Annotated in this window: 14 protein-coding genes and 2 pseudogenes; 10 read left to right on the forward strand and 6 right to left on the reverse strand. The window is 61.7% G+C overall.

Annotation, left to right across the window (positions count from 1 at the left end):
• Positions 1-74 precede the first annotated feature (74 nt).
• Positions 75-806 carry a hypothetical protein gene (locus tag EN749_RS18780; RefSeq protein WP_128363687.1) on the reverse strand — a complete coding sequence of 244 codons (732 nt, stop codon included), beginning with the start codon at positions 804-806 and terminating at the stop codon, positions 75-77.
• A gap of 127 nt (positions 807-933) precedes the next feature.
• Here EN749_RS18780 and thrC point away from each other — a divergent pair, with 127 nt between their 5' ends.
• The 7 genes from thrC to EN749_RS18815 all read left to right on the forward strand — a co-directional run bounded on the left by thrC (position 934) and on the right by EN749_RS18815 (position 8,387).
• The gene (gene thrC / locus EN749_RS18785) at positions 934-2,331 is read left to right on the forward strand and encodes a threonine synthase (RefSeq protein WP_128363688.1); all 1,398 of its coding nucleotides are present in this window, start codon (positions 934-936) and stop codon (positions 2,329-2,331) included.
• Positions 2,332-2,345: 14 nt separating this feature from the next.
• Entirely contained in the window at positions 2,346-3,638 is a 1,293-nt protein-coding gene (locus EN749_RS18790) for a pitrilysin family protein (RefSeq protein ID WP_127320877.1), read from the forward strand.
• A gap of 15 nt (positions 3,639-3,653) precedes the next feature.
• Positions 3,654-4,250: a GNAT family protein gene (locus EN749_RS18795; protein WP_128363689.1), complete on the forward strand. Its 597-nt coding sequence runs from the start codon at positions 3,654-3,656 to the stop codon at positions 4,248-4,250.
• A 3-nt stretch (positions 4,251-4,253) separates the two neighbouring features.
• A complete protein-coding gene (locus EN749_RS18800; RefSeq protein ID WP_127270311.1) occupies positions 4,254-7,142 on the forward strand; it encodes an EAL domain-containing protein in 2,889 nt (962 codons plus the stop codon).
• Between the two features lie 84 nt (positions 7,143-7,226).
• Positions 7,227-7,439 carry a hypothetical protein gene (locus EN749_RS18805; protein ID WP_128363690.1) on the forward strand — a complete coding sequence of 71 codons (213 nt, stop codon included), beginning with the start codon at positions 7,227-7,229 and terminating at the stop codon, positions 7,437-7,439.
• Positions 7,440-7,573: 134 nt separating this feature from the next.
• Positions 7,574-7,759, forward strand: a complete 186-nt coding sequence (locus EN749_RS18810; RefSeq protein ID WP_128363691.1) for a hypothetical protein — start codon at positions 7,574-7,576, stop codon at positions 7,757-7,759.
• A 13-nt stretch (positions 7,760-7,772) separates the two neighbouring features.
• Positions 7,773-8,387 (forward strand): Fic family protein, encoded by a 615-nt coding sequence (locus EN749_RS18815; protein ID WP_128363692.1) that lies wholly within the window; start codon positions 7,773-7,775, stop codon positions 8,385-8,387.
• 17 nt (positions 8,388-8,404) lie between these two features.
• Here EN749_RS18815 and EN749_RS18820 read toward each other — a convergent pair whose 3' ends face one another.
• Positions 8,405-9,013: a YqgE/AlgH family protein gene (locus tag EN749_RS18820; RefSeq protein WP_023808594.1), complete on the reverse strand. Its 609-nt coding sequence runs from the start codon at positions 9,011-9,013 to the stop codon at positions 8,405-8,407.
• 170 nt (positions 9,014-9,183) lie between these two features.
• On the opposite strand from EN749_RS18820, the gene EN749_RS18825 reads away from it, so the two are divergent.
• The 3 genes from EN749_RS18825 to EN749_RS18835 all read left to right on the forward strand — a co-directional run bounded on the left by EN749_RS18825 (position 9,184) and on the right by EN749_RS18835 (position 11,110).
• Positions 9,184-9,990, forward strand: a complete 807-nt coding sequence (locus tag EN749_RS18825) for a protein-disulfide reductase DsbD domain-containing protein (protein ID WP_128363693.1) — start codon at positions 9,184-9,186, stop codon at positions 9,988-9,990.
• A gap of 85 nt (positions 9,991-10,075) precedes the next feature.
• Positions 10,076-10,558: a peroxiredoxin gene (locus EN749_RS18830; protein WP_127327099.1), complete on the forward strand. Its 483-nt coding sequence runs from the start codon at positions 10,076-10,078 to the stop codon at positions 10,556-10,558.
• Between the two features lie 75 nt (positions 10,559-10,633).
• Complete coding sequence (locus tag EN749_RS18835) at positions 10,634-11,110, forward strand: DUF2938 domain-containing protein (protein ID WP_127270018.1); 477 nt, start codon at positions 10,634-10,636, stop codon at positions 11,108-11,110.
• A gap of 9 nt (positions 11,111-11,119) precedes the next feature.
• Here EN749_RS18835 and EN749_RS38855 read toward each other — a convergent pair.
• From EN749_RS38855 to EN749_RS18855, 4 genes and pseudogenes are all read right to left on the reverse strand, one after another.
• Positions 11,120-11,430, reverse strand: a pseudogene (locus tag EN749_RS38855) (type II toxin-antitoxin system RelE/ParE family toxin).
• Positions 11,420-11,702, reverse strand: a pseudogene (locus tag EN749_RS18845) (type II toxin-antitoxin system ParD family antitoxin). The pseudogenes EN749_RS38855 and EN749_RS18845 overlap by 11 nt, the downstream one beginning before the upstream one ends.
• Positions 11,703-11,888: 186 nt before the next feature.
• Complete coding sequence (gene rnhA / locus EN749_RS18850; RefSeq protein ID WP_127270020.1) at positions 11,889-12,419, reverse strand: ribonuclease HI; 531 nt, start codon at positions 12,417-12,419, stop codon at positions 11,889-11,891.
• Between the two features lie 11 nt (positions 12,420-12,430).
• Positions 12,431-13,026 (reverse strand): phosphotransferase (locus tag EN749_RS18855; RefSeq protein WP_145990943.1); only part of this gene is annotated, 596 nt, incomplete at its 5' end.

Raw genomic sequence — 13,026 nt, forward strand, 5'->3', positions numbered from 1 at the left:
TCGCAGCGCTGTCGGAGTGGTCGGACGCCTGAGAAGCGTGCGCCGCGACGCACGCCTCATGCAACTGCCGAGACCTAGTTCGTCGCGGCAGCCCTCTTGCGGCGGGTCTTCTTCGGCTTGTCGGTCGTTGCCTGATGCGCGGTTTCGTCATAGCCGGCAAAGGCCTGATAGTCCTGCGCCGTCGGCTCGGGCACGACGACATTGGAATCGGTGAAGACGAACTGCGTGGCGACCGAAGGATCGGTGACCTGGACCTGATACTGGTGGAGTTGCGAATAGAGGACCTCGGTGCCATGCATCACAGCCGTGCGGATGGGCATAGTGATGGTGCCTGGAGAAAACTTCGGTCCGGGCACAATCTTGCCGGCGACCGCGATCTTCATCGTCAGCTGGCCGTTGGCACGGCTGCAGTCGCGTGTCACGTCGCTGACCGACGCCTGGTAGATGATATTGGCCGATTCGTCGGGCGGAGTTGCAGCAGCGGCGTCAGCCTCGGCTTGGGCCGCGGCATCCTGCGCGGCGTCGCCGGTCTTCTTGATCCTGGGCTTGGGCTTCTGAGCTTCCCTGGAATAGGTGTTGAAGAAGGCCGTACCGTCGCGCACCGTCACCCGGGGGCAATAGGCCTGCAACTGGCTGGCCAGTATCTTGGGATCCTGGGGCGGCGGTGGCGCCGTCGGGTCCTCCTTCTTGCCTTTGCCGAGGTTCAGGATGCCATTGTCGCCCGATTGGCAGCCGGCGGCGGCAAGTATAAAGCCGGTGAGCGCAAGACCCGCCAAAAAGCGACCACTGAATGTACGAAACGCCATGAAACTGCACTTCCCTCTCGCAAAGCTGGTGACGTATATCAACCACGCGGCAAAAATGCGACTGAGCCAGCGCAGAAATTAACCACCTTGCGGTGGATGGAAAGCCAAGCAGTAACGGAATTGTGACATGCACTATGTGAGTACCCGCGGGGAAGCCCCCGTTCTTGGATTTTCCGACGCGGTGCTGGCCGGGCTGGCGCGCGACGGCGGGCTCTACGTGCCGCGCGAGTGGCCACAGTTTTCCGCCGCCGAGATCCGCGCCATGCGCGGCCTTGCCTATCCCGACCTTGCGATCCGCGTGCTGTCGCCGTTCCTTGGCGACGAGATCCCGGCCTCCGTTTTCGAGCGACTGGTGCGCGAAGCCTATGCCACCTTCCGCCACGAGGCCGTCTGCCCGCTGGTGCAGACCGGCCCCAACACCTTCATCCTGGAACTCTTCCACGGGCCGACGCTCGCCTTCAAGGACGTGGCAATGCAGCTTCTGGCCCGGCTGATGGACCATGTGCTTGCCGAACGCGACCAGCACGCCACCATCGTCGGCGCCACCTCGGGCGATACCGGCGGGGCGGCCATCGATGCCTTTGCCGGTCGCAGCCGGACCGACATCTTCATCCTTTTCCCGCACGGCCGCGTCTCGCCGGTGCAGCAGCGGCAGATGACGACGTCGACGGCTGCAAACGTCCATGCGCTGGCGATCGAAGGCAATTTCGACGATTGCCAGGGACTGCTCAAGGACATGTTCAACGATCACGGCTTTCGCGACCGGGTGGCTCTTTCTGGCGTTAATTCGATCAACTGGGCCCGCATCATGGCCCAGATCGTCTATTATTTCTCCTCGGCGCTGTCGCTCGGCGCGCCGGACAGGCCGGTCTCCTTCACCGTGCCGACCGGCAATTTCGGCGATATCTTCGCCGGCTACGCCGCCAAGAGGATGGGCTTGCCGATCGAGCGGCTGGTCATCGCCACCAATGACAACGACATCCTGGCACGGACCTTTTCGACCGGCGAATACCGCACCAAGGGCGTCTTTGCGACCACGTCGCCGTCGATGGATATCCAGGTGTCGTCCAATTTCGAACGCCTGCTGTTCGAGGCCTCCGGCCGTGACGCCGCGACCGTGCGGCGCTACATGGACGGTCTGAAGCAGTCCGGCGCTTTCACCATCGAACCCCAGCAAATCGCCGGGATGCGGTCGGAATTCGACGCCGGCCGGGCTGATATGCACGAGGTCGCCGCCACCATCCGCTCGACGCTCGCGGCCAGCAACTATCTGCTCGATCCGCACACCGCGGCAGCTGTGCATGTCGCTGCGGGCAAGGCGTCAGGCGCCGTGCCGATGGTGGTGCTGGGTACTGCGCACCCGGCAAAATTTCCGGCCGCCGTCGAAGCCGCCAGCGGCGTGTCGCCCGCACTGCCCGCGTGGCTAGGTGGGTTGATGACATCGGAGGAAAAATACACGGTACTTCCCTCCGACCTGAAAATGGTGGAAGATTATGTCGGCCGCCGCGCGCGGGCGGCGCGTTAAGGAGTACTAGCCATATGGGTGTTGAGGTAAGCCGTCTGTCGAACGGCCTGACAGTCGCCACCGAAACCCTTCAAAGCATCGAATCGGTTGCCCTTGGTGCCTGGGTCAAGTCGGGTGCCCGCAATGAACGTGAGGACGAGCATGGCATGGCCCATCTGCTCGAGCACATGGCGTTCAAGGGCACGAAAAGGCGGAGCGCCTTCGAAATCGCCTCGGAGATCGAGGACGTTGGCGGCGAGATCAACGCCGCCACCAGCGTCGAAACCACTTCCTACTATGCCAGGGTGCTCTCCGACGACGTGCCGCTGGCCGTCGACATTCTTGCCGACATCCTGCAGGAGTCCGAATTCGACCCGCAGGAACTCGAGCGCGAACAGCATGTGATCCTGCAGGAGATCGGCGCCGCGCACGACACCCCCGACGATATCGTCTTCGACCGTTTCACGGAAACCGCCTATCGCCATCAGACGATTGGACGCTCCATTCTCGGCACGCCCGAAACGGTCAAATCCTTCACCTCCAAGCAACTCCACGACTTCATCGAGCGGCAATATGGCGCCGAGCGCATGGTGATTGTCGCCGCCGGCGACATCAAGCATGACAATTTCGTGCGCGAGGTCGAAAAGCAACTCGGCGGCTTCCGCAGCAAGGCCGACAGCACCATCCCGCAATATGCGCAATATGTCGGCGGCGACTTCCGTGAGGACCGCGACCTGATGGACGCGCAGATCGTGCTGGGGTTCGAAGGCCGGGCCTATCATGTGCGCGACTTCTATGCCTCGCAGGTGCTCTCGATGATCCTCGGCGGCGGCATGTCGTCGCGCCTGTTCCAGGAGGTCCGCGAGAAGCGCGGCCTGTGTTATTCGGTCTATGCCTTCCATTGGGGCTTTTCCGACACCGGCGTCTTCGGCGTCCATGCCGCGACCGGCCAGAGCGACATCGCCGAACTGGTGCCTGTCATCATCGACGAACTGCAGAAGGCCGGCGAGAAAATCCTGCAGGAAGAACTCGACCGGGCGCGCGCCCAATATCGCGCCGGACTGATCATGTCAGCCGAAAGCCCGGCCAGCCGCGCTTCGCAGATCGCACGGCAACTGCTTCTGTTCGGCCGGCCGATCGCCAAGGAGGAACTGATGGAACGGCTGTCGGCGCTGACGATCGAGCGGCTGACCGACCTGTCGTCGCGATTGTTCTCGACCAAGCCGACGCTTACCGCTGTCGGGCCTGTGGGTACGCTGGCGCCCTACGAGGCGATCCTCGAATCGCTTGCGGGCACGCAGACCACGGCCCGCAAGCTCGCCGTCTAAGCCCCTCGAAGCGTCGTGTTCGCGCTCCCTTTCTTTCGCCGCGACCTGCCGGCGCTGAAAGGCGACCGCGTCACGCTGCGCGTGCCGTTCACCAACGACTACCGCGAGTGGGCGGCGGTGCGCGGCGAAAGCCGCGCCTTCCTCGAACCCTGGGAGCCACGCTGGACTTCCGATGAACTCGACCGCAACGCATGGCGGCTGCGCATCAGCCGCTACCGCGAAGATTATGCGCAAGGAACCGCAATCGCCTTCTTCATCTTCGAGAAGAGCAGCGGCAAGCTTGCTGGCGGCATCACGCTCGGCAACATACGCCATGGCGTCTCGCAAAGCGGCCATGTCGGCTACTGGATCGGCGAGCGCTTCGGCGGCCGCGGCCTGATGACCGACGCGGTCAAGGTGGTGGCCCGCTTCGCCTTCGATACGCTGAGGTTGCACCGGATCGAAGCGGCCTGTATTCCCGACAACATCAGGTCGATCCGCGTGCTTGAAAAAGCCGGATTTCGGCGCGAAGGACTGCTGCGATCCTATCTCAGGATCAACGGCATCTGGCAGGACCACTACCTCTACGCCCGGATCGCGGACGATCCGCCGGGCGTTGGAACGAAGGACTGATTTTTGACGAATTTCCTGCGAAACGGGTCGCTGTTCGCCTTTGTCCTCGCGACACTCCTGACGCTGTGGGCGGCATCGTCGGCCTTCGCCGTGGAGCCGATCAAGATCGCCCGCGACGACGTCGCGCTCGACCTTTCCGGCGCCGTCGAGATCTACCGGAACCAGGGCGAGAATTTCCAGGTGTCGACCGCGCCGGGTCCGGACGGTATCGTGCGGCGCATCGAGGTTGAGGCCAATGATGCACGTTCGACCGGCGACTGGGCAGTGTTCGCGCTCGCCAACACCACCGACCAGCAACTCGACCGGCTGATCGTCGCACCGCATTTCCGCCTGGTGAATTCCGGCATCTTCTGGCCGGATCTCGGCTCGACCCGCATCGCCGCCATCACGCCCAGCGAAGGCTTCGCGCTCGACCGCCAGACCAGCCCCGATGCCGACGTTTTCCGGGTGACGCTGAACCCCGGCACGGTGATTACCTTCATCGCCGAACTGGCCTCGCCGAAGCTGCCGCAGGTCTACCTCTGGGATCCGGAATCCTACAAGGACTCGGTCAATTCCTACACGCTGTTTCGCGGCATCGTCATCGGTATCGCAGGCTTGCTGGCGCTGTTCCTCACCATTCTTTTCGTGGTCAAGGGAACCTCGATGTTCCCCGCGACGGCGGCGCTTGCCTGGGCGGTACTGGCCTATATCTGTGTCGATTTCGGCTTCCTCAACAAGGTCATCGAGATCTCGCCCGGCAATGAGCAGATGTGGCGGGCGGGAACGGAGGTGGCGCTGGCTGGAACCTTCGTGGTGTTCCTGTTCGCCTATCTCAACCTCAACCGATGGCACGGCCATTTCAGTTACGGCGCGCTGGTCTGGATCCTCGGGCTGGTGCTGATCGCCGGGGTCGCGATCGTCGATCCGGCGGTTGCCGCCGGTATCGCCAGGCTGTCCTTCGCCGCAACCGCACTGACCGGGCTTGGCCTGATCATCTTCCTCGGTATACGCGGCTACGACCGTGCCATCATGCTGGTGCCCAGTTGGGTCATGGTGCTGTTGTGGCTATGCGGATCGTGGATGGCGATCACCGGCATGCTCGACAACGACATTGCCCAGCCGGCCCTGGGCGGCGGGCTGATCCTGATCATCCTTCTGATCGGCTTCACCGTCATGCAGCATGCTTTTGCCGGCGGCGCGCTGCATCAGGGCCTGTTCTCCGACCTCGAGCGGCAGGCGCTGGCGGTGGCCGGATCGGGCGACACGGTGTGGGATTGGGATGTGCTGCGCGACCGCGTCGTCACCAAGCCCGATGTCAGCATCCAACTCGGCCTGGCACCGAACAGCCTTGGCGGCGCAGCCCGTAACTGGCTGCCGGTGCTGCATGCCGACGACCGCGACACGTTCCGCACGACGCTCGACGTAGTGCTCGAACACCGGCGCGGCCGGGTGTCGCAGAATTTCCGCCTGCGCGGCGCTGACGGCCACTATCACTGGTTTTCCCTGCGTGCACGCCCGGTCATCGGCTCGGACGGCGAAGTCATCCGCTGCGTCGGCACCATGGTCGACGTGACTGAGCAGAAAAAGTCCGAGGAAAGGCTGCTGCACGACGCCGTGCACGACAATCTGACCGGCCTGCCCAACCGTGAACTTTTGATGAACCGGCTGGAAGCGATCATCTCGATCGCGCGCACCGAAGAGAAGGTGCGGCCGACCGTCTTCGTCATCGACATCGACCGTTTCAAGCAGGTCAATGACGGGCTCGGCATCTCGGCCGGCGACACCATCCTCTTGACCATCGCGCGCCGCCTGCACCGGCTGCTCAAGCCGAAGGATTCGCTGTCACGCTTTGCCGGCGACCAGTTCGCTTTGATGCTGCTGTCCGAACAAGACCCGGCCCGCATCGCTGCGGTCGCTGATGCCATAAAGCATGCCATCAACAACCCGATCACCTTCGCCAAGCGCGAGATCGTGCTGACCGCGTCGATTGGGCTGATCACCTGGAATTCGCCGCAGATGTCGGCCGAGGACATGGTCAAGGATGCCGAGCTTGCCATGCACCAGGCCAAGCGCTTCGGCGGCGACAGGATCGAGCCGTTCCGTCCGGCTTTCCGCACTGTCGGCACCGACAGGCTGCAGTTCGAATCCGACCTGCGCCGCGCCATCGAGCGGCGCGAATTCACGCTTGCCTACCAGCCGATCGTGCGGCTCGAGGACGGCAGTGTCGCCGGCTTCGAGGCGCTGCTGCGCTGGGACCACCCGCGCCGCGGCATGATCCCGCCGGCGGATTTCATCCCGGTAGCCGAAAGCTGCGGTCTTATCGTGCAGCTCGGCCTGTTTGCCATGCAGCAGGCGGCGGAAGATCTTGCCAGCTGGCAAAAACAGATCGGCGACGCGCCGCTGTCGGTCTCGGTCAATTTGTCCAGCCGCCAGTTGATCCGCCGCGACCTGGTCAGTGACGTCCGCTCGGTCATCGCGCGGGCCAATCTGAAGCCGCGCTGCTTCCGGCTGGAGCTCACCGAATCGCTTGTGATGGACAATCCCGAGCAGACCGCCCATGTGCTGACCAAGCTGAAGCAGCTCGGCATCGGCCTGTCGCTGGACGATTTCGGCACCGGCTACTCCTCACTGGCCTACCTGACGCGTTTCCCCTTCGACACCATCAAGATCGACAAGAGCTTCGTCGACGACAACACGCCCAAGCGCGCGGTGCTGCTGAAATCGATGGTCAACATGGCGCATGAGCTCGGTCTGTCCGTCGTCGCCGAGGGCATTTCGGACGAAAGCGATGCGCTGGAACTGCGTCAGATGGGCTGCGAATATGTCCAGAGCTTCATGTTCGGCGCCCCGATGCCGGGCGACCAGGTGCTGAAGACGCTGAAGGAGCAGTATCCGCTGACGCAGGCGTGACGCTTCAGATGGTATTCAGTTGGTTTTGAACCCGCGCAGCGGCATGCTATCCCGATATGCTTAGCACCATATGGAGGATTGGTCGTGGGATGGCGCGAAGATTTAATAGTTAAGTACGAACGCGATATCGCAAGCATGAAACAAAGCATCCAATGGATGCGCGATGGGATTGAGAAAATCGGCGAAGCAGGAGAAGCCGAATTTGGCAACCTCAACGCCGATGTAACCGCCCACTATGAGAGAACGATCATTGCTCTGGAAGATGCAGTCCGGCGCTTGAGAGCCGGTGAGGTTTGATGCCGCCAGAATGGATTAGCCGCGCAAAGCCAGGACAGCGCGGAGCGTACAAAAAACTAACCAGCGACGATTAGCGCATTGGCAACCTGTTGCGTACACACTATGTTCTAGCGACAAATCAGCAGGAGGCACGAATGGACGACCACAACCTTTCTAGACTCGTTGAGCTAGCAAAGGGCGTTCACATGAACGACGAGCAGCGCAACGAACAGCGCAATAGCTTTGTGTACGGAAACACGAAGATCGAGAATAGCAATGTGACGCGTGAACTGGTGGAAGAAATTTCACATCGTGTGCCGAGAGAAGCTGTCCACGGCTAATAGAGGGTAAAGCGTGGCGGTCGATCACAATACACAGCTTGAGATCGAGAATGGATTTCGCCAGTACGACCTAACGCTAGATGTTATACGATACTATTTGGAACCCGATCGGCCATTCGCCCTTCGGGTTCCTTTGATTTTGGACCTGCAACGAGAGGCCGTTAAGGGGATAGAGGCGGAACCGGGGGAAATTCGTAAAAACCCGGTCGGCATTCACAAAAGTAAGCATACTCCACCCCCGCCCCATTTGGTGACGACGCACCTAACTGAATTTTGTGATTACATAAACGACAATTGGCACGAGCGGACCGCATTTTATCTATCAGCATACGCGATGTGGCGGTTGAATTGGATTCACCCCTTCACAGACGGAAACGGCCGTACCTCGCGAGCATTGTCGTACGTGCTGTTGAGCACAAAATTAGGTTACGTGCTTCCGGGATCCCCTACCATTCCTCAGCAAATCGAGTCCGATAACAGCCATTACATTGAAGCTCTCGAAATGGCCGATGAGGCCGCGCGCAACGGCAAAGAAGACATCAGTGAGATGGAGAAAATGATTCGCGCAATGCTCGCGAAACAACTCGTCTCAGTCATCGACCAAGCCGGCGGTCAAATTTCGAACTGAGAAACGACTGATGGAACTCAGGCGTGCCCGGCCGCCAGGCTGAGATGCGCAAGGTCGATACCGATCGAGGCGAGGATCCGGTCGTATTTGCGCTCGATATCGGTGTCGAACAGAAGCTCGGCATTGGCCGGACAGGTCAGCCAGCCATTTTCGGCGATCTCGGTCTCCAGTTGGCCGGCGCCCCAGCCGGAATAGCCGAGCGCCATCAGCGCATGACGAGGCCCGCGGCCGGACGATATGGCGCGCAATATGTCGACGGTCGCCGTCAGGCAGATGTCGTCGGAAACGGTCAGCGACGATTCCACCCGATAGTCTCCCGAATGCAGGACGAAGCCCCGGCTGCGGTCCACGGGGCCGCCATTGCGCACGACGAAATCGCGGGCCTGAGCCGGCAATCGGATCGCCTCCTGCTCGTTCATGATGCCCAGTTGCACGAGCAAGTCCGGAAACAGCATCTGCTGCGTCTGGTTGATGATCAGGCCCATGGCGCCTTCATCGGAATGTGCGCAGACATAGATGACCGAGCGCGTGAAACGGTCGTCCTTCATGCCGGGCATGGCAATCAGGAACTGATCGTCGAGAAAGCCGCGACTGGCGACCGTCTTCTTGTGGCGCAACAAGTCCATGAAGGGAGCGTAACGCGTTTCCAAAGCGCCGAAAAGATGCGCCGTGCTGGATTCGACCAAAGCCTGTGGCGGCGGCTCGAACATTCTTCTCCCTCGAAGTCACGCAAATATGATACCGGCAAGGCCATGAAATCATTGCGCGGCCACGAACGGACGATCAAATCACCGCCATGCGAAGCTTGAAAATCCTGCTGCTCGGCGCCGCCATCGGATCGGCAACCGCTCTTCCCGCCGCCGCCTCCTCATCGGCGTGGTACAACAGCGAAGGCGGCAAGGTCCGGCTGGTGACATCAGGCAAAGCCGACGACACCGGCCGCATCCAGGGCGTTCTCGACATAGCGCTCAAGCCCGGCTGGAAGACATATTGGCGCGATCCGGGCGACGCGGGCGTGCCGCCGCAACTCGACATTTCAGCCAGCACCAACATCGCCGACGCAGCGCTATCGTTTCCGGCGCCGCAGCGCCATGACGACGGCTATGGCAAATGGGCAGGCTACAACTATCCGGTTTCTCTGCCGGTGACATTCACGCTGGCGGCGCTGAACCAGCCGGCGTTGATCGATGCCGACATCTTTCTCGGCATCTGCGAAACGATCTGCATTCCGGTGCAGACGCGGCTGACCGTCGACCCCGCCTCCGATCCGGACAATGCCGAGGACGCAGCGCTGGTGAAGGCGAGTTTCGCGGCGCTACCAGCGCCCGCGAGGTCCGATTTCGGCATCGCTGTGCTGCCGGGCGACCACGAGACGCTGATTGTCGAGGCGAGCTTTCCCGGCGATCCGGAGGCGGCGGATTTCTTCGTGGCCGGCGAGCGGGACTACATGTTCGGTACCCCTGCGCGCAGCGAAAAAGACGGCAAGCTGATTTTCACCGTGCCGATCCTCGATCGCCCCTCGACGACGCCGACCGATGGCGGGCTTCACTATACGCTGACGAGTTCGGCGGGCGCGGTCGAAGGGGTTCTGCCTTTCCCTTGATCCAGCCCACCCCAACGGTTGCAGGAAGCCGTCGGGTTCGCTAGGCAAAGACACGTCCTTCCCCATTTTCCCAAGCGAGGAATCCATGACCATTTCCGTTGGCGACAAGCTGCCTGACGTGACCTTCAAGACGATGACCGCCGATGGCGCCAAGCCGATCACCGGGGCCGAGATCTTCCCGGGCAAGAAGGTCGTGCTGTTTGGGGTTCCCGGCGCCTTCACACCGACCTGCAGCAACAACCATTTGCCGGGTTATCTCGAGAACCACGATGCCATCCTGGCGCGCGGCGTCGACACCATCGCCGTCGTTTCGGTCAACGACGTCCATGTCATGGGCGCCTGGGCGCACTTCACCGGCGGTGAGGGCAAGATCATGTTCCTCGCCGACGGCAGTGGCGATTTCGCCAAGGCGGTAGGCCTCGACAATGACCTTTCCGCCAGCGGCATGGGGCTGCGTTCGAAGCGGTTTTCGATGATCGTCGACGACGGCAAGGTCACCGCGCTCAATGTCGAGACCAAGCCTGGTGTCGACGAGTCCGGCGCGGCTCATATTCTGGGACAGCTCTGAAGTTCAGCGCGGCGTCGGGTGTGGAACGACGATCGCGCTTGTAGCCCAGGGCTTGCGTTTGGGGGGATTCTAGCGATGTTTGACATGTTCTGGCGCGCTATCGCGATCGGCATCGGCGCCACCGTCCTGATGGATCTCTGGGCCATCTTCCTGCACAAGGCGTTCGGCCAGCCACGGCCGAACTGGGGGCCGGTCGGTCGCTGGGTCTGGCATCTCCGTGACAAGGTCTTCCACGACGATATCGGCGGTGCCGCACCGTACGTGCATGAAAAGGCGCTGGGTTGGGCCTTTCACTATTTTGTCGGCATCGTCTACGGCATCATCCTGGTGGTGCTGGCCGGAGCGGGCTGGCTTGCCGCGCCGACATTCCTGCCGGCCTTCATCCTCGGCATCGTCACCGTCGGCGCCGGCTGGTTCCTGCTGGCACCCGGCATGGGCGCCGGTTGGGCGGCCTCGAAGCGGCCCAACCCGATGCTGATCCGGGCGCTGAATCTGGTGTCGCACACCGTGTTCGCACTTGGGCTTTGGGGCACGGCGCTGCTGATCCGATAAAACAGCTCGCTAGAATAAACGGTTCAAATCCCGCCGCCCATCCACCACACGGACGATTTCAACCCACTCAACAGGGCCATCGTCCGTGTCCGGAATCCTTTCGTAGAGCAGTACAAACGGCGCCTCCACCAGCATCCGGACGGAAGACCTGATATCGGGTCGCCTAACACCCATGCGCAATGGTCTGCCAGCTGCAAGGCCCGCGCTTCTAGTTGATCATAATAGCGATCGGCAGCTCGTATGTTTTCGCTCCCTATCATCACGTAGACGTCGATGAGGTTCGCCTTGGCCGCGGGTGACCAGACCAGCCTAACGGTCATTCCGCGAGGCTTCCGCCAGCCTTCGCCGAGCTTCCTTTCGCAACGCGTCGAAATCCACAGGCTCCGGCCTCCCACTTGCCTTGCCCTTCATCCCACAGCTGCCTTAGCCGGCGGATATCGTCATGCCGAAGTTCACGCTTGGCCAGCCAATCCCGCACCGCTTCACGCACAATGTCGCTTGCAGTGGCATACTCGCCCGCCTCGACAGCCTCACGCATGACGGCTGCCTGTTGCGGGGTCACGGCCACGCTCATTTTTTCCACGTTTGCCACGCCGTTTCCTCATCGCATTTTGCTCTATGGTAGGAAATATTACTCCCACCCGTATTCTGGAGCAACTGCAGCGCCACCGAAGGAGCCTCCAGCCCTACCTCCGCTGGACGCTGGTCAAGGCAGCCTGTCGATCGGCCGCCAGCACTGGATAACGTGATGCGCGCCGAGCCACGCCGCTCCGGAAATTCAATAGCTCTGGGTAGAGCGCCGCACTTTCGCGATTGCCGGTTGTTTGGCCGGCGCAGCAGGCTTTGCCGCTGCTGCAGGCTTGAACGGACCTTTCTTGAACGGCGCCATGCCTTCGCGCGCAAGCTCGTCGGCGCGCTCGTTCTCGACATGACCGTCATGGCCCTTGACCCAGTTCCAGGTGACCTTGTGGCGCTTGTTGGCCTCGTCGAGCGCCTGCCAAAGTTCACCGTTCTTCACAGGCTTCTTGTCGGCGGTCTTCCAGCCGTTCTTCTTCCAGCCGTGGATCCACTTGGAAATACCGTCCATGACATACTTGCTGTCGGTGTGAAGGTCGACCGTGCACGGCTCCTTCAGCGCGTTCAGCGCCGAAATGGCGGCCAACAGTTCCATGCGGTTGTTGGTCGTCTCAGCTTCGCCGCCGGAAAGCTCCTTGGTGGTGCCGTTGAAGCGCAGGATCGCGCCCCAGCCGCCAGGGCCGGGATTGCCCGAACAGGCGCCGTCGGTGAAGATCTCAACCAGTTTGCTCATGATACCCCGTATCAGGCCAATCCATATTCCGAAGGAGATTTGATCGCCCGGTGGAACCGCATCCTTCTGATGTATTCGGTCGGATCGCGCTTCATCACCAGCCCGCCATCGGGGACGGTCAGCCAGTCGTACAGCCGGGTCAGCATGAAGCGCAACGCCGAACCGCGCGCCAGCACCGGCAGCGCAGCTTGTTCCTGGTCGCTCAGGGGCCGGACGCTCTGGTAGCCGGCGAGCAGCGCCTTGCCCTTGGTGAGATTGAAGGAAAAATCCTTCTCGAAGCACCAGGCGTTGAGACAGGTGGCGACATCGTATGCGTAGAGGTCGTCGCAGGCGAAATAGAAATCGATCAGGCCGGACAGTTTTTCGCCGAGGAAGAAAACGTTGTCCGGGAAAAGATCGGCGTGGATGATGCCTTTGGGAAGGTCCTTCGGCCAGTTGCGCTCGAAATCGGCAAAGTCGGCATCGACCTCGGCCGCCAGGCCCGGCTCGACCTCGTCTGCGCGATCGCGCGCTGCATCCCAGAGCTTGCGCCAGCCGTCGATGGCCAGGGCATTCGGACGCGTCATCGAAAAATCGGCACCGGCCAGATGCAACTGCGCCAATGCCT

Source organism: Mesorhizobium sp. M7A.F.Ca.ET.027.02.1.1 (assembly GCF_004022985.1).
Classification (GTDB): domain Bacteria; phylum Pseudomonadota; class Alphaproteobacteria; order Rhizobiales; family Rhizobiaceae; genus Mesorhizobium.